This is a genomic window from Actinokineospora sp. PR83 (genome assembly GCF_021056305.1).
Lineage (GTDB): Bacteria > Actinomycetota > Actinomycetes > Mycobacteriales > Pseudonocardiaceae > Actinokineospora > Actinokineospora spheciospongiae.
Map to the genome: position 1 here is coordinate 33807 of NZ_JAJCXD010000078.1, position 25895 is coordinate 59701.

The following is a 25895-nucleotide window of genomic DNA, read 5'->3' on the forward strand; positions in this document are numbered from 1 at the left end:
CTTGTCGTTCAGGTGTTGGCGAAGGTGAGGCGTGGTGGCGGTGCGGAAGGTCAGTGGCCCGTTCGAGGTGGGGGACCGGGTTCAGCTCACCGATCCCAAGGGCAGGCACTACACCCTGGTCCTGGAGGCGGGGGAGAAGTACCACACGCACCGGGGGGCGCTGGCCCACGACGACGTGATCGGGCAGCCGGAGGGGTCGGTGGTCAGCTCCGCGGCGGGCACCTCCTACCTGGCGCTGCGCCCGCTGCTGAGCGACTACGTGCTGTCCATGCCGCGCGGCGCCCAGGTGATCTACCCGAAGGACGCCGCGCAGATCGTGATGCAGGGCGACATCTTCCCCGGCGCCCGGGTGCTGGAGGCGGGCGCCGGGTCCGGCGCGCTGACCTGCTCGCTGCTGCGCGCGGTCGGCCCGACCGGCACGGTGACCTCCTACGAGATCCGCGAGGACCACCTCGTGCACGCCGAGCGCAACGTGGTCCAGTTCTACGGCGAGCACCCGCCGAACTGGGAGCTCAAGCTGGGCGACCTGGCCACGCACACCGGTGAGGTCGACCGGGTCATCCTCGACATGCTGGCCCCGTGGGACATGCTGCCCACCGTCGCCGAGCACCTCATCCCGGGCGGGGTCCTGGTGACCTACGTGGCCACCACGACCCAGCTCTCGCGGGTGACCGAGGCGCTGCGCGAGCAGACCTGCTGGACCGAGCCGCACGCCTGGGAGACGCTGATCCGCCCGTGGCACTCGGTGGGCCTGGCGGTCCGCCCGGAGCACCGGATGATCGGGCACACGGCGTTCCTCATCACCAGCCGCAAGCTCGCCGACGGCGTCGTGGCCCCCAAGCCGCAGCGCAGGCCCAGCAAGGGCTAGCGGACGCACCAGGTCCCGGAGCGCAGCTCCAGGGTCAGCGGCACCGTCGAGGTCTTGCCCCCGGCGGTGACCGCCACCTGGGCGACCGCGGTGGAGCCGTCGACGGCCGGGTAGGACACCAGGTCCGCGTGCGCGTCCGGCGGGGCGCCGTCGGACGCGCCGACCCTGGCCGGGTCGCAGCTGACGGCGCGCATGGCGTCGGGGTCGCGGTCGTTGATGGCCGCGAGTGCCCGGTCGGTGAGGGCGCGCAGGGCCGGGTCGTCGGTCGGTGCGAGGGTGCGCGTCGCGCCGGTGGAGTCGGGGGCGTCCTCACCCGAGGTGGAGGCGATGGCCACGGCCACCGCGGCCAGCAGCCCACCGGCGACCACCGCGGTGGCGACGCCGCGGCGGTGCGGTGCCTGCTCGGTCATCCGGCCCTCCCGGTTCGGCGTAGTCCATACGGTAGGCGGCCGGGGGCGGTGGCGGAAGACGCGGGAGGGGCGGACCGAATCCGGTCCGCCCCTCCTCGTGTGCCGTGGTCAGCGCGTCAGATCGACACGCACCAGCCCTTCGCGCCCTTCTTCAGCACGATCGGGAAGTCGATCGGCGAGCTGGAGGCGACCGTCACCTTGGTGTCGACCTTGCCGTCGGAGTCGCCGAAGGTGGTGGGCTCGCCCACCACGGTCACCTTGCCGCCGTTGGGGGCCACGCTGGTGTACATGATGCCGGGGGAGCCGTCGCAGGTCAGCGACTTGGCGGTCGCCTCGTCCTCGTCGTTGACCGCCTGGGCGTACTTCGCGCCGGTGGCCTTGATGTCCTCGCCGCCGCCACCGGCCTCGCCACCACCGCCACCGCCCGCGGTGGTGGTGGTCGTCTTCTTCTTGGTGGTGGTTTCCTCTTCCGAGGCGGTGGTCCGCGTGGACTTCTTCGTCGTCGTGGGCGCCTCGGTGCTGCTGGCGGCCGGGGGAGCCGCCGTGCCGCCGTTGCCGTCGTCGCCGTCCCTGGTGAGGAAGAAGATGCCGGTGCCGATGCCCCCGAGCACCACGACCACGGCCGCGACGATGGCGATGATCTTGCCGGTGCTCGACTTCTTCGGCGGCTGCCCGCCGGGGCCGTGACCGCCGTACGGGTCCTGCCCGTACTGGCCGGGCTGCTGCCCGTACTGACCCTGCTGCCCGTACGGGTCCTGCTGCTGCTGGCCGTAGGGGTCCTGCGCGCCGTACTGCTGCTGGGTCTGGTCGTACCCGCCGCCCTGCGGGTACTGCTGGGTGGGGTCGTACCCGCCCGGTTGCTGCTGGCCGTAGGGCTGCTGCGGTTGCTGCTGGCCGTACGGGTTGTTCTGCTGCCCATACGGGTCCTGGCCGTAGGGCCCGGGCTGCTGCGGTGGGTAGGTCATCGAACCCAGACTCCTCGTTGGTCACCGGTCACGGTCACCGGTTGCGCCACGTGTCGCGACAGGTGCCGGGGAGGCCCCCGGGCCGGACGTACCCGGAGGATACGCGGGCCCGCGGGCTTCGTGGATCATCCGGCACCCGCGCCGGAGACCCGCCTGAACTCGGCGAACGGGCTGCTCACCCGTCGCGCCGCCGAGCTGTCAGGTCTTCTCGCCGCAGAACTTCCAGGTCCCGGACTCCTTGACGATCTTGATCTCGATCTTCACCTCGGACGTCGTCCCGGTGTCGGTCGTGAGGTTGAGCTTGAAGCCGCCGGAGGCGATGCTCCCGGTCACCGTGGGCTCGTCGCCCGGCGTGGCCTCGATCTTGTACGGCTTGAGCTCGTCCTCGAGCGAGGTCGTGTCGGTGCCGTACTTCTTCTTGTAGGCCTCGCAGGCCTTGCCGACCACGGCGGAGAAGGACTTGGACTCGTAGGCCCTCATGTACTCCTCGACCACCTCGGCGGGGCCGGAGGTGTCCGAGGGCTTGACGGTCTTGGAGGTGGCGGTCTTCCTGGTCGATGTCGGGCTGTTGTCCTCCGACGTCGGCCCCGCGCTGGTGCTGGTGCCCGGTTGCGCGGTGGCGGGGTCGTCGTCGCGGGTGAGGAAGAAGATGCCCACGCCCGCGCCGCCGAGCAGCACCACCACGGCGGCGACGATGGCCACGACCACCCCGGTGTTGGACTTCTTCGGCGGCTGCCCGCCGGGTCCGCCGGGGAAGCCGCCGACGCCCTGGTAGGCGGTCTGCTGGGCGTACGGGTCCGGTGCGGCGTACGGGTCCTGCTGGGCGAAGCCGCCGGTGTTCGGCTGGCCGTACCCGCCCTGGCCTTGGCCGTACCCGCCCTGCCCACCCGGTTGCTGGCCGTATCCCCAACCGCCGGGTTGGTCCGGCTGCTGGCCGTAGGGTCCCGGCTGCTGCGGAGGATAGGTCATGCTCGCCCCTGACTCGTAGTGCTCGTGCCGCGTGCGGCGACGGTGTGTGGCCGTGTCGGATGGACGGGCCCGCGGGCCGTCGCGTTCCCTCCGGAAGTCACCCGAATGGGTTTCGGGATGCAACCACATCGTATTTGCCCGCGGCCGGGGAGGGGCGGGGGAGCCCCGGACGGGTGGCGGAGCGGGAACGGCCCTGCTCAGCGGACGGCGGAGAACCGGTCGACGCACCAGGTGCCGTCGGCCTTGCGCTCCATCCGGACGCGGCCGTTGCGGGGCTCGCCCTCGTACTCCACCGTGAAGTTCACCGTCGCCCGGTCGCCGTCCTCGGTGACGTCGCCGACGATCCTCGGCTTCTCGAACCGGCCGATCTCGGTGGCGCCCACGGCGTCGTCGGGGTCGCACAGGAGCTTGTTGTATGCCTCGTGGTCCGCGTCCGCCGTGGCGGCCAGCGCGGCCTCGGCGGTGCCGCGCGGGGTGGTCAGGTCCGTCCCACCGGTCAGGACGAGGACCAGAGTGACTGTGATGCCGATCACAACGATGCCGCCGATGCCGAGCACCCAGGGCAGTGCGGAGCGCTTCGGGCGGGGTGAAAAAGCGTCACTCGGAAGGCCGTAGGGGTTCGATTGCGTTGCGTAGCCACCAACACCGGGATAACCCGCCTGCTGGGGCTGCTGCCAGCCGTAGGGCTGACCGGTCGTGGGATCGATCTGGGGGAGCGGCCCGCCGGGCTGCCCCGGTTGCCCCGGCTGCGCGGGTGCCTGCCCGGGGAACTGCCCGAACTGGCCCGGCTGCTGCGGGAACGGGCCGGACGGTTGCCCGTACGGGCCCGGTTGCTGCTGCGGGAACGAACCGGAGGAGGGGAACTGGCCCGGCTGTTCGCCGTGCGGTCCCGGCTGCTGCGGAGGGTTGGTCATCGGGTCGTCCCCTGGGTAGTCGTGGCCGGGTCGCCTCTCGCACTGCGTGCCCGGGCGAGCGCGCGCGGTTGGCCTAGTGCCCCGACGCACGGTAGCGGTCGGGGGCCGCGCGGCGGCATCCGGTCGGCCGTCCGGCGGGTGTTGCGACGGGGTGACACGCAAGTTCCGACCTCCGGATGCTCTGTCCTTGTCGGTGATCGCCGGTACCGTGGGGGTACGAGTTCGGGAGGAGGTGCCGACATGCAGCACGATCGTCCCGGCAGTCGGCCAGAGAACGCCGATGGTGAGCACGGAGACGCGCCTGACCTGGGGGCCGAGCGCCCCGGTGGGTCGGAAGCAGCGCAGATCCGTTTCCTCGAAGAGGAAGTCGCTCTGCTGCGCCGGAAACTGACGGAATCCCCACGGCATTCGCGGCTCCTCGAGCAGCGACTGGCGGAGGCCTCCGAGCGGGTGAGTCAGCTCACCGAGCGGAACTCCAAGCTGGTCGACACGCTGCGCGAGGCGCGAAGCCAACTGCTGGCCCTGCGGGAAGAAGTGGACCGCCTCGCCCAGCCGCCCAGCGGCTACGGCGTGTTCCTCGAGCAGTTCGAGGACGGCACGGTCGACGTCTTCACCGCCGGGCGCCGGATGCGGGTATCGGTCTCGCCCGCGGTCGAATCCGGGACACTCCGACGTGGTCAGTCGGTGCGCCTCAACGAAGCCCTCACCGTGGTCGAGGGCGGCGGGTTCGAGCGCACCGGTGAAGTGTCCACACTGCGGGAGCTGCTCACCTCGGACGACGAGGAAGGTCCCACCCGCGCGCTCGTGGTCGGCCACGCCGACGAGGAGCGCGTCGTGTGGCTGGCCGACCCGCTGGCCGACTCGCCGCTGAAGGCGGGCGACTCCCTGCTGGTCGACGCCAAGTCCGGGTACGCCTACGAGCGGGTCCCCAAGGCCGAGGTCGAGGACCTCGTGCTGGAGGAGGTCCCGGACGTGGACTACCACGACATCGGCGGCCTGTTCCGGCAGATCGAGCAGATCCGCGACGCCGTGGAGCTGCCCTTCCTGCACAAGGACCTCTTCGCCGAGTACGAGCTGCGCCCGCCCAAGGGCGTGCTGCTCTACGGCCCCCCCGGGTGCGGCAAGACGCTCATCGCCAAGGCGGTGGCGAACTCGCTGGCCAAGAAGGTCGCGGCGGCCAGGGGCGACAGCGCCCCGAAGGACGCCAAGTCCTACTTCCTCAACATCAAGGGCCCCGAGCTGCTCAACAAGTTCGTGGGCGAGACCGAGCGCCACATCCGGCTCATCTTCCAGCGCGCGCGGGAGAAGGCCTCCGAGGGCACCCCGGTGATCGTGTTCTTCGACGAGATGGACTCGATCTTCCGGACCCGCGGCTCCGGTGTGTCCTCGGACGTGGAGACGACCATCGTCCCCCAGCTCCTCAGCGAGATCGACGGCGTCGAGGGCCTGGAGAACGTCATCGTCATCGGCGCCTCCAACCGCGAGGACATGATCGACCCGGCGATCCTGCGACCCGGCAGGCTCGACGTGAAGATCAAGATCGAGCGGCCGGACGCCGAGGCGGCGAAGGACATCTTCTCCAAGTACCTCACCGCCAACCTGCCGATCCACGCCGACGACCTGGCCGAGTTCGGCGGCTCCCGCTCCACCTGCATCGACGCGATGATCCAGCACACCGTCGAGCGGATGTACGAGGAGACCGACGAGAACCGGTTCCTGGAGGTCACCTACGCCAACGGTGACAAGGAGGTCCTGTACTTCCGGGACTTCAACTCCGGGGCGATGATCCAGAACATCGTCGACCGGGCGAAGAAGTCCGCGATCAAGTCCGTGCTGGAGACCCAGCAGCCCGGTCTGCGCGTGCAGCACCTGCTGGACGCGATCGTCGACGAGTTCGCCGAGAACGAGGACCTGCCCAACACCACCAACCCCGACGACTGGGCGCGCATCTCCGGCAAGAAGGGCGAGCGCATCGTCTACATCCGGACCCTGGTCACCGGCAAGAACACCGAGACCGGGCGGGCGATCGACACCGCCAACAACACCGGTCAGTACCTGTAGCAGCAGGCGTTCCCGACAGGCCCCGCGCACCGCGTGCGGGGCCTGTCGGCCTGTCCGGGGCACAATCGGGGGGTGTCCACGCTCAGCAGGCTCGCCCTCGGCCTGGCCGCCCTCGGCAGGCCCGCCTACATCAACCTCGGCCGCGACGGCGCCCTCCCGGCCTCCCGGGGCGTGGCGGAGCTGCGCGCCGCCACCTGGGACGTGCTCGACGCCGCGTACGCCGCCGGGCTCCGCCGGGTCGACACCGCCCGCTCCTACGGCCGCGCGGAGGAGTTCCTCGCGGGCTGGCTGGCCGCCCGCGGGCACGCGGACGTCGCCGCCACGTCGAAGTGGGGCTACGCCTACGTCGGCGACTGGCGGGTGGACGCGCCGGTGCACGAGGTCAAGGAGCACACCCTCGACCGCTTCCGGTCCCAGCTCGCCGAAACCCGCGCCCTGCTGGGGGACCGGGTGGCGCTGTACCAGGTGCACTCGCTGACCGTGGACAGTCCACTGTTCACCGACGACGCGCTGCTGGGCGCGCTGGCCGAGCTGGCGGGCTCCGGGCAGCGCCTCGGGTTCTCCACCTCCGGACCGGCCCAGGCCGACACCGTGCGGCGGGGCCTGGAGCTGGAGCGGGGCGGGGTGCGGCTGTTCGACGCCGTGCAGTCCACCTGGAACCCGCTGGAGACCTCCGCGGGCGCCGCCCTCGCCGAGGCCCACGCCGCGGGCGTCGAGGTGACGGTGAAGGAGGCGCTGGCCAACGGCAGGCTGGCCGTCGACCCGCCCGCCGCCGTCGCCGAGGCCGCCGAGCGGTCGGGGACCACCCCCGACGCCGTCGCGCTGGCCGCGGCGCTGGCCAACCCGTGGGCCGACGTCGTCCTGCTCGGGCCCGCGAGCACCGCCCAGTTGCGCTCCAACCTCGCCGCGGCCGACCTGACCGCCCCTGAGCTGCCCGACCTCGCCGGGGAACCGGGGGAGTACTGGGCTGCCCGGGCGTCACTCGCCTGGAACTGAATCCCCCGATCGGGTGGGTGTTGATCGCTGGCGGTAAGTTGCCGGTACTCCCCGCCGCCGAACCCCCCAGAGGACGACTGTGCGTCGTGTGCACGCGCTGGCCGCGGCCTGCGCCGCGGCCCTGCCCGCCACCCTGCTGGCCGGGTGCTCGAACCGGCCGAACGACCTCTACACCTACTACGCGGACCCGACCACCGAGTCCGCCGCGGCGGCCCCGGTGACCACCCCACCCGCCCCGACCACGACCACCCCGCCCGGGCCCGCGCCCGCCGAGGCGGTCACGGCGGTCTACCTGACCGCGCAGGACCTGGCCGAGGAGAACGTCACCCCGGTCGAGGCCCCCACCGCGTCGGTGGCGATCACGCTGCCCGACTGCGCCATCGACCTCGGGGCGCGGGCCGACGCGGGCGGGAAGACGAGCTGGCGCTACAGCAAGGGCTCCACGCTGCGCCAGGTCGTCGTGCACACCCCGACCGAGGCCGAGGCCACCGAGGCGCTCGACGCCGCCAGGGCCGCCCTGGACTGCACCTCCTTCACCGTGCGGGGCACCAGGTACCTCATCGACGAGGGGCCGAAGCTCGCCACCGTGCCCGGCGCGGACAGCAGGCTCACCTGGTGCGCCAGCGGCACCGCCCGGGTTAGCTGCACGGTCGTCCTGAGCCGGGGGCGGCTGCTCACCGCCGTCACCGTGGAGGCGGGAACGGCCAAGGCCGCGCGCGACGCGATCACCCGCCTCGCACCGGTCGCGGCCCAGGCCCTCTCCCGCGAGCCCGCGTAGCCACCTGCTGCGCCACAGGTAGGGCGGGCGAGCCGGGAGGACGTGGACACGGTCCCGTGCCGGGCTCGCCTGCGTGGACGCGATAGCCCGATCGGGTGGTGCCGACGGTGCCACCGGTGGCTCCGACGGCAGCGACACCCGGTGGGAGCGGTGAACCCGGTCGGGCCGCGCGAACTGCATCGCGGCTCACGGCGGTGGTGTCGGTCCGGACCCGTAGGCTGGGCCCATGCGGCGGATCATGGGAACCGAGGTCGAGTACGGCATCTCCGTGCCGGGCGACCCCACGGCGAACCCGGTGTTGACATCGACCCAGGTCGTGCTGGCCTACGCCGCGGCGGCGGACATCCCCCGAGCCCGGCGCGCGCGCTGGGACTACGAGGTGGAATCGCCGCTGCGGGACGCCCGCGGCTTCGACCTCGGGGTCCCCGGCATGGCGCCCACCGACCCCGACGTGGAGGACCTGGGTGCGGCGAACGTCATCCTCACCAACGGCGCCCGGCTCTACGTCGACCACGCGCACCCGGAGTACTCCGCGCCCGAGGTCACCAACGCCCGCGACGCGGTCATCTGGGACAAGGCGGGGGAGCGGGTGATGGAGGAGGCCGCGATCCGCGCGGCCAGCGTCCCCGGCCAGCCCCGGCTGCAGCTCTACAAGAACAACATCGACAACAAGGGCGCCAGCTACGGCACCCACGAGAACTACCTGATGGCCCGCAGCACCCCGTTCACCTCGGTGATCGCCGGGCTCACCCCGTTCTTCGCCTCCCGCCAGGTCGTCTGCGGCTCCGGCCGGGTCGGCCTGGGCGCCTCCGGCGACGAGGCGGGCTTCCAGCTCTCCCAGCGCGCCGACTACATCGAGGTCGAGGTCGGCCTGGAGACCACGCTCAAGCGCGGCATCATCAACACCCGCGACGAGCCGCACGCCGACGCGGACAAGTACCGGCGGCTGCACGTCATCATCGGCGACGCCAACCTGGCCGAGACGTCCACCTACCTCAAGGTGGGCACCGCCGCGCTGGTGCTGGACATGATCGAGACCGGGGTCCGCTTCGACCACCTCAAGCTGGCCGACCCGGTCCGCGCGGTGCACGTGATCAGCCACGACCCCACGCTCAAGGCCACCGTCGACCTGGCCAACGGCCGCAAGTTCACCGGCCTGGACATCCAGCACGCCTACCACGAGATGGTCGCCGAGCACCTCGACCGCGCCGACGTGGACCGCGTCGCCCTCGACGTGCTCGACACCTGGGGCAAGGTCCTCGACGAGCTGCGCCGAGACCCGATGGAGACCGCCGACCGGCTCGACTGGACCGCGAAGCTGCGGCTGCTGGAGGGCTTCCGCGCCCGCGACGGCCTCAACTGGAACTCCCCGCGCCTGCAACTGGTCGACCTGCAGTACTCCGACGTGCGGCTGGACAAGGGCCTCTACAACCGGCTGGTCGCCCGCGGCTCGATGAAGCGCCTGGTCAGCGAGGAGGAGGTGCGCGCGGCCGTGACCGCCCCGCCGCTGGACACCCGCGCCTACTTCCGCGGCCGCTGCCTGGAGCGCTACCCGAACGCGATCGCCGCCGCGTCCTGGGACTCGGTGATCTTCGACCTCGGCCGCGAGTCGCTGGTGCGCATCCCCACGCTGGAGCCGCTGCGCGGCACGAAGCAGCACGTCGGGGCCCTGCTCGACGCGGCGAACACCGCCGAGGAGCTCGTCGACGCGCTGACCGGCGCGGCCAAGCGCTGACCACCCGGGATTTCGCCGGGAGCCGAAATCGGACCCGGCGCGGACCGCGACGAATGTCGGTGGGTATCGGTAGGGTTCGGGGTAGGCCAGCCACGACCGGGAGGCGACATGTCCCAGGAGCAGACGCAGCGGCAGGGCGGCGGGGACGGCGACGAGGGTGTCGACGACACCACCGCCGCCGGCCAGGAGCGCCGGGAGAAGCTCGGTGACGACACCGACGCCATCCTCGACGAGATCGACGACGTCCTGGAGGAGAACGCCGAGGACTTCGTCCGGGCGTACGTGCAAAAGGGCGGCGAGTAGGTAGTCCGGGCAGTCCGGGCTCCCCCCACCTCCGCGACAGGAACGAAAGAAGGCATGGAACACACCTCGTCCCGAAGCGGGCTCGGCTCCTCGCTGTCGCCCGCCCACCTGTCGGCCGGAACCTCGTCGTTCACCGACTTCCTGCGCGCCCAGGCCCCCGAGCTGCTGCCCGGGGGCACCGGCCGCGGGCGCACCGCGGACATCCGCGGCGGCGAACCCCGCCAGGACGTCCCGCACGGCACCACGATCGTGGCCGTCACCTTCGCCGGTGGCGTCCTGGTCGCGGGCGACCGGCGGGCCACCCAGGGCAACGTCATCGCGCAGCGGGACATCGAGAAGGTCTTCATCACCGACGACCACTCCTCGGTCGGCATCGCGGGCACCGCGGGCCTGGCCGTGGAGATGGTCCGGCTCTACGCCGTCGAACTCCAGCACTACGAGAAGATCGAGGGCGTCTCGCTGTCGCTGGACGGCAAGGCGAACAAGCTGGCCAGCATGGTGCGCGGCAACCTCGACGCGGCCCTCGCGGGCCTGGCGGTGCTGCCGCTGTTCGTCGGCTACGACGTGGAGGCCGAGGACCCGGCCCGGGGCGGGCGGATCGTCTCCTTCGACGTCACCGGCGGCCGCTACGAGGAGCGCGCGGGCTTCTACGCGATCGGCTCCGGCTCCACCTACGCCAAGTCGGCGCTCAAGAAGCTCTACAACCCCGACAGCGACCGCGACGCGGCCGTCCGCACGGCCGTGGAGGCCCTGTGGGACGCCGCGGACGACGACTCGGCCACCGGCGGGCCCGACCTCGCCCGGCGGATCTACCCGAGCATCGTGACGATCACCGCCGAGGACGGCGCGGTGCGCCTGACCGACGACGAGATCGGCGCGGTCGCCGAGGCCGTGGTCCGCGACCGCTTCGAGCGGCCGCGCGGCTGAGCCCGATGACCAGCACCAGCACCACCAGCCGCACGAAGGAGCCTGCCCCGTGACGATGCCGTTGTACGCCTCGCCCGAGCAGCTGATGCGCGACCGCTCGGAGTACGCCCGCAAGGGCATCGCCCGGGGTCGCAGCGTCATCGCGCTCAAGTACGTCGACGGGGTGGTCTTCGTGGCCGAGAACCCGTCGTCGACGCTGCACAAGGTCTCCGAGATCTACGACCGCATCGGGTTCGCGGGCGCGGGCCGCTACAGCGAGTACGAGAGCCTGCGCCGCGGCGGCATCCGGCACGTCGACCTGTGGGGCTACTCCTACGACCGGCGCGACGTCTCCGCCCGGCAACTCGCCAACGTGTACGCGCAGACCCTCGGCACCGTCTTCACCGAGCAGGTGAAGCCGATGGAGGTCGAGCTGTGCGTGGCCGAGGTCGGCGTCACCGCAGACAAGGACCAGCTCTACCGGCTCACCTACGACGGCTCCATCGTCGACGAGCCGCAGTTCCTGGTCATGGGTGGGCTGACCGAGCCGATCGTCACCTCCCTCAAGGAGGGCTACGCCGAGGGCCAGGACCTCGCCGCGGCCATCCGGATCGCCCTCACCGCGCTGGCCGCGGGCGCGGGCAACGGCGGCGAATCGCAGCCGGGGAAGCTTGAGGTGGCGATCCTCGACCGCACCCGCCCGCGCCGCGCCTTCCGCCGGATCGAGGGGGCGGCGCTGACCGCGCTGCTGCCCGTCGAACCGGCCGCCGAGGACGAGTCCCCGGCCAAGCCGATCGAGGACGTCGAACTGCCGCCGGAGAACCCGGCCGAGTGACCGCACCGCAGTCGTTCACCGAGGTCGTCCTGATCACCGGGGCGACCTCGGGACTCGGCCGCGGCCTGGCCATGGACCTTGCGCCGCGCGGCGCGACCCTGCTGCTCCACGGCCGCGACCCCGACCGGCTGGCCGCCCTGGTGGCCGACCTCCGCGAGGCCGCCCCGGACGCGGTGGTGCGCACCTACCCCGCCGACCTGGCCGACCTCGACGACGTCCGGGCGCTGGGGGAGCGGGTCGCCGCCGCCGAGCCCCGCCTGGGCGTGCTGGTCAACAACGCCGCCGTCGGCTTCGGCGCGGACCCGTCGCTGCGGGAGACCAGCGCCCAGGGCCACGAACTGCGCTTCGCGGTCAACCACCTGGCCCCGCACCTGCTGACCGCGCTGCTCACCCCGCTGCTGGTGGCCTCCGCCCCCGCGCGCGTGGTCAACGTCGCCTCCGTCGGCCAGGCCCCACTGGACTTCGACGACCTGGCCATGACCGGCTCCTACGATGGCGTGCTGGCCTACCGCCGGGCGAAGCTGGCCATGATCATGTCCACGTTCGACCTGGCCGAGCGGCTGCGCCCCACCGGTGTCACGGTCAACGCCCTGCACCCGGCGACCCTGATGGACACCACCATGGTCCGCGACGCGGGCATCAGCCCCCGCTCCACCCTGGAGGACGGCCTGCGCCCCACCGCCCGCCTGGTCGTCGACCCCGCCCTGGCGACCGTGACGGGCCGCTACTTCGACCGGTTCACCGACACCAGGGCCCACGAGCAGGCCTACGACCCCGAGGCCCGCGCCCGCCTCGCCGCGGCCACCGCCGCCCTGCTCGCCTGACCCGGGCCCGGCCCGGCTCCGGTCGGGGAGTCCTCACCCGGAGACGGCGCCGCCGCGGTTTTCACACGCCGGGTGCGACAAATTGTGCCGTTCTTCCCACGGATGGGTCCTGAGTTGTCACGCACACCCTGTCAAGGCATATAACTTCTGAATGAGTGAGCTGGAACTGCGCCACCTGCGGGTGATCCGCGCGGTGGCCGACGCGGGCAGCCTGTCGAAGGCGGCGGTGCGCCTCGGCGTGTCCCAGCCCGCGCTGACCGCCCAGCTCCAGCGCCTGGAGCGCAGGCTGGGCGGCCTGTTGTTCGCCCGCACCGCCACCGGTGTGGTCCCCACCGACCTCGGCGCCTACGTGCTGACCGGTGCCCGCGTCCTGCTCGCCGAGGTGGACGAGCTGATGGCGGGCATCCGCAGCCGCACCCTGGCCCCCGCGGCGGCGGGCCGGGTCCGGGTCGGCGGCCCACCCGGTCTCATCGTGCCGCTGTTCGCCACCGCCCTCGCCGACCGCCTCGACGGCGTGGAAGCCGCCATCGACATCGAGAACCAGCCCGCCGAGCTGATTCGCCGCGTGGTCGACCGGACGGTGGACCTGGCGGTGCTGGAGGACAACCCGGGCTTCCGCACCCCGCTGCCCCCGGTGCTGCGCAGCCGCGTGATGTTCTGCGCCCCGCTGTTCGTCGCCCTCGCCGAGACCCACCCGCTGGCGGGCGCCCCGGAGATCGACCTCGCCGACCTGGCGCAGGACGCGTGGGTGCTGCCCTCGGCGGCCGAGGGGCCGGAGCAGGCCGCGTTCGTCCGCGCCTGCACCGCCCACGGCTTCACCCCGCGCATCCGCCACGAGCTGTCCGACTCGACCACCACCCGGGCGCTGGTGCAGGCGGGTGCGGTGACCTTGGCCAAGCCGGTTGCCAGGGAGGGCACAGGGCTGGTCATCCGCGGTTTGCGCAACACGCCCATGCGGCAGGAGATCGTCCTGGTGTGGCACGCCGACAACACGTTCGGCGAGGCCGCCCCGGCCGCGCTGCTGGCTGCTTACGCCCAGCTCACGGACACGAATCCGCTGTTCGCCGCGTGGTGGGACGAGCACTCCCGAGGCGCGGCGCAGTCCTAGCCCGCGGTGCCGTCAGGGCTTGCGGTAGATCGACAGCGTGCGGGGTCGGGAGCGGAACTCGAACCGCTTGCCCAGCGGGCCGACCTCGCCGTCGGTGGCCACGCGGCGGTAGCCGTCGAGGAGCTGCACGTCCAGGGCAGCCATGTCCTGCTGGCGGTAGACGTGGCTGCGGGTGAGGGTCCTGGTCAGGGTGGCCAGGACGAACCGGGCCCGGGAGTACGGCAGGTCCGCGCGCAGGTAGCGCACGTCCAGCAGGCCGGTGTCCAGCGCGGGCCGCTGCGTCGGGGCGAAGCCCTTCGGGGAGTACGTGCCGTTGCCGACGAAGAGCATCCACAGGAACTGCGGCCTGCCGTTCAGCTCCACCCGGATCGGTTGGGCCGTGCGCAGCGTGCGGGCCAGGGCCACCGCGCCCGCGGGCCACTTGCCCCACTTCTTGGCGGCCAGGTGCTCGCGCATCCGCACCATCTCCGGGTAGCCGCCCAGGCTGGCGGTGTTGACGAACCACCGCTGCTCGACGTCGCTGTTGTCGGTGATGCGGACCTCGGCCAGGTCGATCTGCACCCCGGTGCCCTCCTCGGCGGACTCCACCGCCTCCTGCACCGACTCCACGCCGACGTCGCGGGCGAAGTGGTTCAGGGTGCCCGCGGGGACCAGGACCAGGGGCAGTCGGAAGTCCGCGGCCACCGCCGCGACCGCCGCCACCGTGCCGTCGCCGCCCGCCACGCCCAGGGCCTTGACCGCGCCGTCGGCGGCCTCGACCTCGGCGGTGAGCTGCTCGATGATGCCCGAGCCGGGGGAGGGGTGGATCACCGTCGCCCTCGGCCAGAGCTGCTTGATGTCGTCGCCGGGGTCGGTGTTGCCAGGGCCGGAGTTGGGGTTGACCAGCACCAACAGGCCCTCGCCCGCGTCCAGGGCGGCCAGTTCGGTGTGGTGGGCGGTGTGCGCGGGGCCCTCGTGGTCGGACTTGGGCCACCAGTGCCGGGTCGCCCAGGCCGCGCCGATGCCGATCGCCGAACCGGCCGCCACGTCGGTGGGCCAGTGCACCCCGGTGTGCACCCGCGAGTACGCCACCGCCGCCGCCAGCGGGGCCAGCGCCAGCGCCACCGCGGGTGCCTCCATGGCCACGGCGGCGGTGAACGCCACCGCCGACGCGGAGTGCCCGGACGGGAAGGACGAGCTGGTCGGGCGCTTGGTGAGCCGCCGGTGCACCGGCAGCATGTCCGCCGCCGGGCGCCTGCGCGGGAACAGGTTCTTCGCCACCAGGTTCGCGCTCAGGCTGGCGATGGTGATCGCGCCCACCCCGCGCAGCGCCGCCCGCCGGGTCGGGCCCTTGCGCACCGCGAGCAGGGCCGCGACGCCGAACCACAGCCTGCCCTTGTTCGCCGAGGTGGACAGCGTTTTCATGGCCGGGTCCAGCGGTGACCTGGGCAGGGCCCCGCTGCGGTACATCAACTCTTCGTCGACCCGGCCGACGCTCCTGGCCGACCTGCGCACTCGTCCGAACATGATCGTGGATTCAACCCGAATCGGTGACCGCCCGCCGGGTGGGGCGGGGCCGGGTGAGCGGCCGGTCACGGTGCGCTCGATAACAAAGCTGTGGACCTCCCCGATCGGCAGACGGTCCGCGTCGGGATTTGCGCCTAGTCTGGGGGAATGCAGCGGCGGATCTTCGGCATCGAAACCGAGTTCGGCGTGACCTGTACGTTCCACGGGCAGCGCAGGCTGTCGCCGGACGAGGTCGCGCGGTACCTGTTCCGGCGGGTGGTTTCGTGGGGGCGTTCCTCGAACGTTTTCCTGCGCAACGGATCACGCCTCTACCTCGACGTGGGGTCGCACCCCGAGTACGCGACCGCGGAGTGCGACGACCTCGTCCAACTGGTCACCCACGACAAGGCCGGTGAGCGGATCCTGGAGGACCTGCTCGTCGACGCCGAGCGGCGGCTGGCCGACGAGGGCATCGGCGGCGACATCTTCCTGTTCAAGAACAACACCGACTCGGCGGGCAACTCCTACGGCTGCCACGAGAACTTCCTGGTCACCCGGGCCGGGGAGTTCTCCCGCATCGCCGACGTGCTGCTGCCGTTCCTGGTCACCAGGCAGCTCATCGCCGGGGCGGGCAAGGTGCTCCAGACCCCGCGCGGGGCCGTCTACTGCCTGTCGCAGCGGGCCGAGCACATCTGGGAGGGCGTCTCCAGCGCCACCACCCGCTCCCGGCCCATCATCAACACCCGCGACGAGCCGCACGCCGACGCCGAGCGGTACCGGCGCCTGCACGTCATCGTGGGCGACTCCAACATGTCCGAGTCGACCACCCTGCTCAAGGTCGGCACCGCCCACCTCGTGCTGGAGATGATCGAGGAGGGGGTCCAGTTCCGCGACTTCAGCCTGGACAACCCCATCCGGGCCATCCGCGAGATCAGCCACGACCTGACCGGCCGCAGGCTGGTCCGGCTGGCGGGCGGGCGCGAGGCCTCGGCCCTGGACATCCAGCGCGAGTACCACGCCAAGGCCGTCGAGCACGTCGCCCGACGCTCCCCGGACCCGATGATGCAGCGCGTGGTCGACATGTGGGGCCGCGTCCTCGACGCGATCGAGGCCCAGGACCTGTCGAAGATCGACCGCGAGGTCGACTGGGCCATCAAGCACCGGCTGATCGAGCGCTACCGGGCCAAGCACGACATGGAGCTGTCGAGCCCCCGCGTCGCCCAGCTCGACCTCGCCTACCACGACATCCGCCGCGGCCGGGGCATCTTCGACCTGCTCCAGCGCAAGGACCTGGTGGCCAGGGTGACCGACGACAGCGAGATCGAACTCGCCAAGGACACCCCGCCGCAGACCACCCGGGCCAAGCTCCGCGGCGACTTCATCGCCGCCGCCCAGCACGCGGGCCGCGACTTCACGGTGGACTGGGTCCACCTGAAGCTCAACGACCAGGCGCAGCGCACCGTGCTGTGCAAGGACCCGTTCCGCGCTGTGGACGAGCGCGTGGAGCGCCTGATCGCTTCGCTGTAGGAACCAGCTCGAACGACTGAGGGGCCGCGTCGGGTGACGCGGCCCCTCAGTCGTTCACGCGCGACCTGCCTGGTCGGACCAGGTCAGGAGGGGACGACGTTCTCCGCCTGCGGACCCTTGGGGCCCTGGGTGATGTCGAACGCCACCTGCTGGTTCTCCTCCAGGGAGCGGTAGCCGGAACTCTGGATCGCGCTGAAGTGGACGAACACGTCCGGCCCGCCACCATCCTGGGAGATGAAGCCGAAGCCCTTTTCCGCGTTGAACCACTTCACGGTGCCAGTCGCCATGCCTGTTCCTGTCCAAACCCGGGTGCCGCCGATCAGCACCCTCGTCCCGATCAACGATAGCGGCGTTCGCCGGGTCCCACATGTGTCTTTCCCCCCGGTTCACGGCCGCTCCCCCCTCGCGGCCACCCGGTGGGCCTCCACGCAACCGAGTTCAAAGATCAGCTATCTCCTATCAAGATATCCTCGAAAACAGTGGTCCCCGCCCAACAGAGCGGAGAAGTGGCGGATAAAGGACGCCACGAAAGGAGGACACGAGCTGCGGTTTCTCACTCTGGGTGTGACCGCCATCGCGTTGGGGTGACTGGCGGGGGTTCGCACGCGTGTTCGGGCGTGGTGGGTGCGAGCGGGTGGTGGGTGGGCGTTATGGTGCGCTGGTGTCCGTCGCACGCGCCGAACGACTTGTGAACCTGGTGCTGTGCCTGCTCTCCACGCGGCAGTACCTCAGTGCGGAACGGATCCGGAAGATCGTCCCCGGATACGCCGACGCGCCCTCTGACGACGCCTTCTTCCGGACCTTCGAGCGGGACAAGACCGAGCTGCGCGAGCTGGGCATCCCCCTGGAGATCGGCCGCAACAAGGTGGCCGACCCCGTCGACGGGTACCGCATCGCCCGCCGCGACTACGAGTTGGGGGAGATCGACCTCGCCCCCGACGAGGCGGCGGCGGTGGCGCTCGCGGTGCGGTTGTGGGACTCGCCCGAGCTGACCGGGGCCGCGCACGGCGCCCTGCTCAAGCTGCGGGCCGCCGGGGTGGACGTCGACCAGGCCGCGCCGACGATGGTGGAGTCGAAGGTGCGCACCACCGAGCCCGCGTTCGGCCCGCTGCTGGCGGCGGTGCAGGCCGGGCAGGCGGTGGCCTTCCAGTACCGCAGGCCCTCGCCCGCCGAGCTGCGGGAGCGGGTGCTCGAACCGTGGGGCGTCGTGTCCTGGCGGGGGCGCTGGTACGTCGTCGGCCACGACCGGGACCGGGGGGCGCCCCGCTGCTTCCGGCTGTCGCGGGTGGTGGGCGAGGTGCGCAAGGTCGGCAGGCCCGGGCAGGTCAGCAGGCCCGAGGACGTCGACCTGATGAAGTTCGTGGCCAGTTCCGGCGGGGAGCCGCAGCCCCCGGCCGGGGTGCGGTTGTGGGTCGCCGACGGTCGGGGCGCCGGGGTGCGGCGGTGGGCCGAGGTGGTCGAGCGGCGCGAGGTCGACGGCGTGCCGGGCGACGTGGTGGACCTGGAGCTGGCGTTCCCGGACACGGCGGCGGGCTGGATCGCCGGGTACGGCGCGGACGTGCTGGTGCTGGAACCGGATGTGCTGGCCAAGGCGGTGCGGGAGCGGCTGCTCGCCGCCGCGGGGGGTGGGCTGTGAGCGGGGCGCAGGACCGGCTTCCCCGGCTGCTGGCGCTGGTGCCCTACCTGCTGGCGCGGCCGGGCATCCGGATCGACGACGCGGCGGCGGACTTCGGGGTGTCCGCGAAGCAGCTTCGCAAGGACCTGGAGCTGCTGTGGATGTGCGGGCTGCCGGGGTACGGCCCCGGTGACCTGATCGACATCTCCTTCGACGAGGACACCGTCACGATCACCTTCGACGCCGGGATGAACCGGCCGCTGCGGTTGACCGGGGCGGAGGCGACGGCGCTGCTGGTGGCGCTGCGGGCGCTGGTGGACACCCCGGGGGTGGCCGACGCGGACGCGATCCGGCGGGCGGTGGCCAAGATCGAGGCGGCGGCCGGGCAGGCGCGGCCCGCGGGGGTCGCGGTGGGGCTGGGCGTGCGCGAGGGCGCGGGGGCGGCGAAGGCGCGCGAGGTGGTGCAGCGGGCGCTGGGTGCCGGTCGGGCGCTGCGGATGACCTACTACACCGCGTCGAAGGACGAGATGACCGAGCGGGTGGTGGACCCGATGCGGATCCTGATCGTCGACGGCCGCGGCTACCTGGAGGCGTGGTGCCGCCGCGCCGAGGACGTGCGGTTGTTCCGCCTGGACCGGATCGACGAGGCCGTGGTGCTGGAGGAGGCCGCGGCGCCGCCGCCGTACGCGGAGCCGACGGACACCTCCTCGGGGTTGTTCCGGGCGGAGCCGGACCAGCGCACGGCGACGCTGGTGCTGGAGCCGGACGCGCGCTGGGTGTCGGAGTACTACCCGGTGGAGGCCGTGCAGGAGGTCGACGGCGGCCGGTTGCGGGTGTCGATGCGGTACGCGGACACCTCGTGGATGGTGCGGCTGCTGCTGGGCCTCGGTGGTGACGTGCGGGTGGAGCAGCCGGTGGAGTTGGCGGAGCGGTTGCGCCGCCAGGCGGCGGAGGCGGTAGCCCGGATGGACCGTCACCTGGCGGCCACCTAGTTTCCCCGCTGTGCATGCTCAAGGGTGTGCGGTTGGTTACCGGTGTACCGGTAGGCTCTGGCGGGTGTCGTACCTGCCGAGTGCTGCCCTCGTCCTGGTCGGGTTGGGGTTGGTGACCGTGTTCGTGGTCCGTCTCCTGCGGGGGGCGGGTCGGGTCCGGTCGGCGGCGGGGGCGGCCAGGTCGGCGTTCGGGGATCGGGCCGGGTTGTTGCGGGCGCGATCCGCGGCCTTGCGGATCGCCGTCGCCGAGCGCGTACCATCGGCCAAGCGGGACGAGACAGGAGGACAGCGATGAATCTCGGAGCCACTGAGATCATCATCATCGCGGTGGTGGTGATTCTTCTCTTCGGTGCGAAGAAGATGCCGCAGATGGCTCGCTCGCTGGGCCAGTCGATGCGCATCATCAAGGCCGAGACCAAGGGGATGCGCAACGACGACGAGGCGGAGGTGAAGCCCGAGCAGGCCGCCCCCGCCGTGCAGCAGGCGCCCGCGCCGCAGTTGCCGCCGTCGACGCCGGAGAAGTCCCCGGAGCAGATGAAGGCCGAGATCGACGAGTTGCAGCGCAAGCTGGCGGCTCAGGACCAGGCGCAGAAGAACGCCAGCTGAACCGGTCCGGTCTTCCCGTCTGATCGACTACTGAGAGGTTCGGTTCCCTACGGTGGCGCGCGATCCGCACCGCCGGGCTGAAAGCCGCCGCGAGAAGAGGAAACTCAAGAGTCGCCGGCACAACCCCGACGGCACCATGACGTTGAAGGACCACCTCTACGAGCTGCGCAACCGGCTCGGCCTGGCCGTCCTGATCATCCTCATCGGCGGGGTGTTCGGCTTCATCTGGTTCTTCACGCCGCTGGGACCCGTGCCCGCGCTGGGCGACATCATCAAGCAGCCCTACTGCGCGCTGCCCGCGAATCTGCGGTTCGAGCCGAACGGGACGTGTCAGCTCCTGCAGACGCAGCCGTTCGAGGCGTTCATGGTGAACTTCAAGGTGGGCATCGCCGCGGGCATGGTGGTGACCGCGCCGGGGTGGCTGTACCAGGTGTGGGCGTTCATCACGCCCGGTCTGTACGCGAACGAGCGCCGGTTCGCGTCCGTGTTCGTGATCTTCGCGTCGCTGCTGTTCGCCGCGGGTGCGGTGTTGGCGTTCTACGTGATCCCGCAGGGCCTGGAGGTGCTGGTCTCCTTCGGCGGGTCGTTCTTCATCACGGCGTTGAACGCGAGCGACTACATCTCGTTCGTGCTGGTGATGCTGCTGATCTTCGGGGTGAGCTTCGAGCTGCCGCTGCTGGTGGTGATGCTGAACCGGGTCGGGGTGCTGTCCTACGAGAACCTGGCGAAGTGGCGGCGGGGGATCGTGTTCGGGCTGTTCGTCTTCGCCGCGATCGCGACGCCGGGCACGGACCCGATCTCGATGGTCGCGCTGGGTGTGGCGATGACGGTGTTGTTCGAGGTGGCGGTGCAGTTGTCGCGGGTGCACGACCGGCGCAAGGCGCGACGGGAGGCCGCGGAGGACCCGAACGCGAACCTGGCCGACGACGAGGCGACGCCCGCGGAGGCGTTGGCGCCGCTGGAGGTGGACCCGGTGGAGCCGGTGCAGCAGCACCCGGCGACGCGGCAGCAGGTTCCGCCGAAGCCGCCGCTGCGGGGCGGGAAGCCGACGGGCAAGCCAGGTGGGGGCTTCGACGACGTGACCTGACCGGGTTCCGGTCGGGTGTGGACATCGGGGTCCTCGGAGGGGGTTCGGTGGCGGGTCTGCGGGTGGCGTTGGCGGTGCACCCGGCGTCGGGGCACGGTGCGGCGGGTCGGGTGGCGCCGGTGGTGGCGGAGCGGTTGCGCGCGGTGTCGTCGCGGTTGACCGTGGTGGAGGCCGACACGGTGGAGCGGTCGCGGGCGTTGATGGTGCGCGCCCGGGACGAGGGGCTCGACGCGTTGGTGGTGCTGGGTGGGGATGGTTCCGCGCACCAGGCGGTGCAGTTCTGCGCCGGGCACGGGGTGCCGCTGGGTGTGGTGCCCGCCGGTACCGGCAACGACCTGGCCCGGGCGCTGGGGATGCCCGCCGATCCGGTCGCGGCGGTGGACGCGGTGGTGGCGGCGTTGCGGGTGGGGGCGCGGCGGCGGATCGACCTGGGGCGGGTGGCCGGTGGTGCGTGGTTCGCCAGCGTGCTGTGCGCGGGGTTCGACTCGGCGGTGAACGAGCGGGTGAACCGGATGCGGTGGCCGCACGGGCGCAGGCGCTACGACGTGGCGATCGTGGCGGAGTTGGCGGCGCTGCGGCCGAGCCGGTTGGTGGTGGACACCGACGGTGGGGTGCTGGAGCTGGCGGCGACGATGGTGGCGGTGGGGAACACGGCGTTCTACGGGGGTGGGATCCCGGTGTGCCCGGAGGCGGACCCGACCGACGGGCTGTTCGACCTGACGGTGGTGGGTGAGGTGTCCAGGGTGGACCTGGTGCGGATGTTGCCGACGATCCGGTCGGGGGCGCACGTGGGGCACCCGGCGGTGCGGGTGCTGCGGGCGCGGCGGGTGTCGTTGGGTGGGGACAACGAGTGGGTGGCGTACGCGGACGGGGAGCGGTTGGGGCCGTTGCCGGTGGTGGTGGAGTGCGTGCCGGGGGCTCTGGAACTGGTGGGCTGAGCGTTCCCGGCGGCGCGGGTGGTGGCGGGCTGCGGAAGTTCGGGCGACGAGTGTCGGTGTGGTGTGGAAGTCTGGTGGGGTGTCTGAGAGTTCTCTTCCCGATTCCTCCCCTGGTGGGTCTCTGTCCCCGGCCGAGCGCTATGCGGCGGCGCGGCGACGGGCGGCCAGTCCTCGGTTGACGGAGTTCGCGGCCGAGTTGGCGTTCGAGATGGACCCCTTCCAGGTGCGCGGGTGCGAAGCGCTGGAGGAGGGGCACGGTGTGCTGGTGTGCGCGCCGACGGGTGCGGGCAAGACCGTGGTCGGTGAGTTCGCGGTGCACCTGGCGCTGGCGGAGGGGCGCAAGTGCTTCTACACCACGCCCATCAAGGCGTTGTCGAACCAGAAGTTCGCCGACCTGACCGCCCGGTACGGGGCGAAGTCGGTGGGGTTGCTGACCGGGGACACGTCGATCAACGGCAGCGCGCCGGTCGTGGTGATGACCACCGAGGTGCTGCGGAACATGCTCTACGCGGAGTCGTCGGCCCTGGAGGGGCTGGGCTACGTGGTGATGGACGAGGTGCACTACCTGGCCGACCGGTTCCGCGGGGCGGTGTGGGAGGAGGTGATCCTGCACCTGCCGGAGTGGGTGAACCTGGTGAGCCTGTCGGCGACGGTGTCCAACGCCGAGGAGTTCGGCGAGTGGCTGGTGGCCGTGCGCGGGGACACCACGGTCGTCGTCGACGAGCACCGGCCGGTGCCGCTGTGGCAGCACATGCTGGTCGGGTCGCGGATGATGGACCTGTTCGCCGGGGACGACGGCGGCGGGGAGTTGAAGATCAACCCGACGCTGGTGCGGCGCACCGAGGAGGTCGGGCGGGTCCACGCCCCGTGGCACAACCCGCGGGCGAAGGGCGGCCGGGCGGCGGGGGCGCGGGGGCCGCGGTTCAAGCCGCCGTCGCGCACCGAGGTGGTGGAGCGGCTGGGGGCGGCGGACCTGCTGCCCGCGATCGTGTTCGTGTTCTCCCGGGCCGGGTGCGAGGCGGCGGTGGCGCAGCTCGCGCGGTCGGGGCTGCGGTTGAACTCCGAGGACGAGGTCGCCGAGGTGCGGCGGATCGTGGAGTCGAAGACGCGGGACCTGCCGGACGCCGACCTGACCGTGCTGGGGTACTGGGAGTGGCGGGATGCGCTGGAACGCGGGTTCGCCGGGCACCACGCGGGGATGCTGCCCGCGTTCAAGGAGACGGTGGAGGAGCTGTTCGTCCGCGGCCTGGTGAAGGCCGTGTTCGCCACCGAGACCTTGGCGCTGGGGATCAACATGCCCGCGCGGACGGTCGTGCTGGAGCGGTTGGTGAAGTACAACGGCGAGGCGCACGTGGAGCTGACGCCGGGGGAGTACACGCAGCTCACCGGGCGGGCCGGGCGGCGCGGCATCGACGTCGAGGGCCACGCCGTGGTGGTGTGGCAGCCCGGGGTGGACCCGAAGTCGGTGGCCGGGCTGGCCTCGACGCGCACCTACCCGCTGCGGTCGTCGTTCCGGCCGGGCTACAACATGGCGGTGAACCTGGTCGACCGGTTGGGGGCGCGGCAGGCGCGGGAGATCCTGGAGCAGTCGTTCGCGCAGTTCCAGGCCGACCGGTCGGTGGTGGGGCTGTCGCGCAAGGTCGACCGCAACCGCGACGCGCTGGCCGGGTACACCGAGTCGATGACGTGCCACCTGGGCGACTTCACCGAGTACGCGGCGCTGCGCAGGCAGATCTCCGAGCGGGAGAAGGCGCTGTCGCGGCAGACGGGGGCGGTGCGGCGGGCGGAGGCGGCGCACTCGCTGGAGCAGCTCCGCAAGGGCGACGTGATCTCGGTGCCGACGGGTCGGCGGTCGGGGTTGGCGATCGTGATCGACCCGGGGCTCGACGCCTCGGGTGAGCCGCGGCCGCTGGTGGTGACCGAGGACCGGTGGGCGGGTCGGCTGTCGGTGGCGGACTTCCCCGGGCCGGTGTCGGCGCTGGGGCGGGTGCGGCTGCCGCGGCAGGTGGACATCCGCTCGCCCAAGTCGCGCCGAGACCTGGCCGCCACGCTGCGGGCCAGCGGCATCGAGGCCCCGACGCGGGTCCGGCGGCGCGGGTCGGGCGCCGCGGACGACGCGGACCTGGCGGCGTTGCGCCGGGCGCTGCGGGCGCACCCGTGCCACGGCTGCCAGGACCGGGAGGCGCACGCCCGGTGGGCGGAGCGCTACCAGCGGCTGCTGGCCGAGACCGAGCAGGTGGAGCGCAAGGTCGCGGCCACGACGCACTCGCTGGCGCGGGCGTTCGACCGCATCCGCGGCCTGCTGGCGGACCGGGGCTACCTGGCGCCGGGTGAGGGTGAACTGGCCGGGGAGCAGGTGGTCACCGAGCACGGGCGGCGGCTGGCGCGGCTGTACTCGGAGTCCGACCTGCTGGCCGCGGAGTGCCTGCGCAACGGTGTGTGGGAGGGGCTGCCCGGGCCGGAACTGGCGGCCGTGGTGTCGTGCCTGGTGTACGAGGCCCGCCGCGACGGGCCGATGGAGGCCCGGCTGCCCGGCGGCGCGGTGGCCGACGCGGTCGCGGAGACGGCGCGGCTGTGGGCCGAGCTGGAGGCCGACGAGCGCCACCACCGGCTGGACCGGACCCGGCAGCCCGACCCCGGGTTCGCCTGGACGGTGCTGCGCTGGGCGCGCGGGGAGTCGCTGGAGAAGGTCATCACGGCGGCGGAGTCGGTGGGGTTGGAGCTGTCCGCCGGGGACTTCGTGCGCTGGTGCAGGCAGGTCATCGACCTGCTGGACCAGATCAGCACGGTGGTCGGCAGGGGCGATCCGGTGGGGAAGGCGGCGGACGAGGCGGTGCGCGCGATCCGTCGCGGGGTGGTCGCTCTGGCGGCGACCTGAGTCTCCAGCCAGGTTCGAGCCTGGGATTTGTCGGCGGTGTTCGGGCGGCGTGTTTCAAAGCCCGGGAATTCGTTGTGGGTGCCCGGCTGGGTGGATGTGCTTGGCCGGGGCCCCTACGGCGATCATGCGGCCCAGCGTGACAGGGTGGGGCTGAAGAGATGCCCCACCGCCCAGACAGGCTTGCACATGATCGCCACCCCCACCCAAACACATCCACCCACCCGGGCATTCGCATAGCCGGGCCGGCGGTTTCGAGGGTGGTCGGCGGCTGCGCTTGGTGGGGTTCGGGGTGGCTGGTTGTTGCTGCGCCGATGTGGCCGGTGGCCGTTGGCAGGCTGTGCGGGTAGTCGGTGGCTGCGCCTGCCGGGTTCGAGGTGTTGTGGTGGCTGCGCCGGTGGGCGTTCGGGTGCCCGGTTGCCGGGCCGCCGGTGTGTTGGGTCGTCGGTTGCCGCGTCGGTGGGGTTCCGGGTGGCTGGTCGTCGCTGTGCCGGTGGGGTTCGGGGAGTGTGATCTTGGTGTCACGATCCGGTGCGGGTGTGTGACCTCGGTGTGAGGTCGGGCCGTGGTGGGTTCGGCCGATTGGTGGCCGTGTCGGATGCGGGTGGGTGCGCGGGCGCTCGCTGTGGTTTGATCGCGCCCAGGTGTCCGGTGGAGTCGGGGCGAGGACCCGGCCGCGTGACCTCAGATCTGGCGGAGGCGAACGATGAGCAGCCCCTACGGGCCGTCCGGTGGGCAGGACCCCCAGCAGCAGTGGGGGCAGCAGCCCTACGGGGGCGGCAACCCGCCGGGCACCCCGTCCGGCGGGTTCCCCCAGCAGGGCGGCGGGTACCCGCAGCAGCCGGGGCAGTCGCCGTACCCGCCGGAGCAGGGACAGTACGGCTACCAGCAGCCGCAGCAGCCCTACCAGCCCACGCAGCAGCAGCCCCAGACCGGGCAGCAGCCGGGCCAGCAGTACCCGGGGGCGCAGCAGTCGGGGTACGGGCCGCCGACGGGGCAGCAGCCGCAGCAGTTCGGCGGGTACAACCCGAACCAGCCCCAGCAGCCCGGTGGGATGCCCCCGGGGTACCCGGGCGCGCCCGCGGAGAAGAAGGGCGG

At 72.1% G+C, this 25895-nt stretch carries 24 protein-coding genes and 1 pseudogene; 19 read left to right on the forward strand and 6 right to left on the reverse strand.

Annotation, left to right across the window (positions count from 1 at the left end):
* Window positions 1-40 precede the first annotated feature (40 nt).
* Window positions 41-868: a tRNA (adenine-N1)-methyltransferase gene (locus L6E12_RS25230; RefSeq protein WP_035280412.1), complete on the forward strand. Its 828-nt coding sequence runs from the start codon at window positions 41-43 to the stop codon at window positions 866-868.
* Here L6E12_RS25230 and L6E12_RS35155 read toward each other — a convergent pair.
* The 4 genes from L6E12_RS35155 to L6E12_RS25250 form a co-directional block, all read right to left on the reverse strand.
* A complete protein-coding gene (locus L6E12_RS35155) occupies window positions 865-1278 on the reverse strand; it encodes a hypothetical protein (protein WP_304523912.1) in 414 nt (137 codons plus the stop codon). The two genes, L6E12_RS25230 and L6E12_RS35155, sit on opposite strands and share 4 nt — an antisense overlap.
* Before the next feature lie 116 nt (window positions 1279-1394).
* Window positions 1395-2243, reverse strand: a complete 849-nt coding sequence (locus tag L6E12_RS25240) for a hypothetical protein (protein WP_236230408.1) — start codon at window positions 2241-2243, stop codon at window positions 1395-1397.
* Window positions 2244-2441: 198 nt separating this feature from the next.
* Entirely contained in the window at window positions 2442-3212 is a 771-nt protein-coding gene (locus tag L6E12_RS25245) for a hypothetical protein (RefSeq protein WP_236230409.1), read from the reverse strand.
* Window positions 3213-3409: 197 nt separating this feature from the next.
* Entirely contained in the window at window positions 3410-4126 is a 717-nt protein-coding gene (locus tag L6E12_RS25250; RefSeq protein WP_236230410.1) for a hypothetical protein, read from the reverse strand.
* Between the two features lie 240 nt (window positions 4127-4366).
* Here L6E12_RS25250 and arc point away from each other — a divergent pair, with 240 nt between their 5' ends.
* From arc to L6E12_RS25295, 9 genes are all read left to right on the forward strand, one after another.
* Window positions 4367-6187 carry a proteasome ATPase gene (arc, locus tag L6E12_RS25255; protein ID WP_035280397.1) on the forward strand — a complete coding sequence of 607 codons (1821 nt, stop codon included), beginning with the start codon at window positions 4367-4369 and terminating at the stop codon, window positions 6185-6187.
* A gap of 72 nt (window positions 6188-6259) precedes the next feature.
* Complete coding sequence (locus L6E12_RS25260; RefSeq protein ID WP_236230411.1) at window positions 6260-7183, forward strand: aldo/keto reductase; 924 nt, start codon at window positions 6260-6262, stop codon at window positions 7181-7183.
* Window positions 7184-7262: 79 nt separating this feature from the next.
* Window positions 7263-7961: a hypothetical protein gene (locus L6E12_RS25265; RefSeq protein WP_236230412.1), complete on the forward strand. Its 699-nt coding sequence runs from the start codon at window positions 7263-7265 to the stop codon at window positions 7959-7961.
* 226 nt (window positions 7962-8187) lie between these two features.
* Entirely contained in the window at window positions 8188-9696 is a 1509-nt protein-coding gene (gene dop / locus L6E12_RS25270) for a depupylase/deamidase Dop (protein WP_236230413.1), read from the forward strand.
* A gap of 108 nt (window positions 9697-9804) precedes the next feature.
* The gene (locus L6E12_RS25275; RefSeq protein ID WP_035280388.1) at window positions 9805-9999 is read left to right on the forward strand and encodes a ubiquitin-like protein Pup; all 195 of its coding nucleotides are present in this window, start codon (window positions 9805-9807) and stop codon (window positions 9997-9999) included.
* A 54-nt stretch (window positions 10000-10053) separates the two neighbouring features.
* Window positions 10054-10926 (forward strand): proteasome subunit beta, encoded by an 873-nt coding sequence (gene prcB, locus L6E12_RS25280; RefSeq protein WP_236230414.1) that lies wholly within the window; start codon window positions 10054-10056, stop codon window positions 10924-10926.
* 49 nt (window positions 10927-10975) lie between these two features.
* On the forward strand, window positions 10976-11740 hold the full coding sequence (prcA, locus tag L6E12_RS25285) for a proteasome subunit alpha (RefSeq protein ID WP_236230415.1): 765 nt from the start codon (window positions 10976-10978) through the stop codon (window positions 11738-11740).
* Complete coding sequence (locus L6E12_RS25290) at window positions 11737-12564, forward strand: SDR family NAD(P)-dependent oxidoreductase (RefSeq protein ID WP_236230416.1); 828 nt, start codon at window positions 11737-11739, stop codon at window positions 12562-12564. The genes prcA and L6E12_RS25290 overlap by 4 nt, the downstream gene beginning before the upstream one ends.
* A 151-nt stretch (window positions 12565-12715) precedes the next feature.
* Window positions 12716-13672 carry a LysR family transcriptional regulator gene (locus L6E12_RS25295; protein ID WP_236230417.1) on the forward strand — a complete coding sequence of 319 codons (957 nt, stop codon included), beginning with the start codon at window positions 12716-12718 and terminating at the stop codon, window positions 13670-13672.
* Window positions 13673-13684: 12 nt separating this feature from the next.
* On the opposite strand, the gene L6E12_RS25300 is transcribed toward L6E12_RS25295, so the two are convergent.
* The gene (locus L6E12_RS25300) at window positions 13685-15178 is read right to left on the reverse strand and encodes a bifunctional phosphatase PAP2/diacylglycerol kinase family protein (protein WP_236230418.1); all 1494 of its coding nucleotides are present in this window, start codon (window positions 15176-15178) and stop codon (window positions 13685-13687) included.
* A gap of 147 nt (window positions 15179-15325) precedes the next feature.
* Between L6E12_RS25300 and pafA the strand changes: the two genes are divergently transcribed.
* A complete protein-coding gene (pafA, locus tag L6E12_RS25305) occupies window positions 15326-16684 on the forward strand; it encodes a Pup--protein ligase (RefSeq protein ID WP_035290589.1) in 1359 nt (452 codons plus the stop codon).
* A gap of 83 nt (window positions 16685-16767) precedes the next feature.
* Here the strand turns inward: pafA and L6E12_RS25310 are convergent, their stop codons facing one another.
* Window positions 16768-16971 (reverse strand): cold-shock protein, encoded by a 204-nt coding sequence (locus tag L6E12_RS25310; protein WP_035290586.1) that lies wholly within the window; start codon window positions 16969-16971, stop codon window positions 16768-16770.
* A 374-nt stretch (window positions 16972-17345) separates the two neighbouring features.
* Between L6E12_RS25310 and L6E12_RS25315 the strand changes: the two genes are divergently transcribed.
* The 8 genes and pseudogenes from L6E12_RS25315 to L6E12_RS25350 all read left to right on the forward strand — a co-directional run.
* Window positions 17346-18320: a YafY family protein gene (locus tag L6E12_RS25315; RefSeq protein WP_236230419.1), complete on the forward strand. Its 975-nt coding sequence runs from the start codon at window positions 17346-17348 to the stop codon at window positions 18318-18320.
* Complete coding sequence (locus L6E12_RS25320) at window positions 18317-19291, forward strand: YafY family protein (protein WP_236230420.1); 975 nt, start codon at window positions 18317-18319, stop codon at window positions 19289-19291. Before L6E12_RS25315 ends, L6E12_RS25320 begins: the two co-directional genes overlap by 4 nt.
* 64 nt (window positions 19292-19355) lie before the next feature.
* A complete protein-coding gene (locus tag L6E12_RS25325) occupies window positions 19356-19586 on the forward strand; it encodes a bacteriophage holin (RefSeq protein WP_308075262.1) in 231 nt (76 codons plus the stop codon).
* Window positions 19583-19897, forward strand: a complete 315-nt coding sequence (gene tatA, locus L6E12_RS25330; protein WP_236230421.1) for a Sec-independent protein translocase subunit TatA — start codon at window positions 19583-19585, stop codon at window positions 19895-19897. Before L6E12_RS25325 ends, tatA begins: the two co-directional genes overlap by 4 nt.
* A 136-nt stretch (window positions 19898-20033) precedes the next feature.
* Window positions 20034-20984 carry a twin-arginine translocase subunit TatC gene (tatC, locus tag L6E12_RS25335; protein ID WP_236230422.1) on the forward strand — a complete coding sequence of 317 codons (951 nt, stop codon included), beginning with the start codon at window positions 20034-20036 and terminating at the stop codon, window positions 20982-20984.
* A 56-nt stretch (window positions 20985-21040) separates the two neighbouring features.
* Window positions 21041-21922, forward strand: coding sequence for a diacylglycerol kinase family protein (locus tag L6E12_RS25340; protein WP_236230497.1), 882 nt, complete (start codon window positions 21041-21043; stop codon window positions 21920-21922).
* Between the two features lie 121 nt (window positions 21923-22043).
* Entirely contained in the window at window positions 22044-24800 is a 2757-nt protein-coding gene (locus tag L6E12_RS25345) for an RNA helicase (protein ID WP_236230498.1), read from the forward strand.
* 703 nt (window positions 24801-25503) lie between these two features.
* Window positions 25504-25895: pseudogene (locus L6E12_RS25350) on the forward strand (DUF4333 domain-containing protein); the annotation flags it as partial.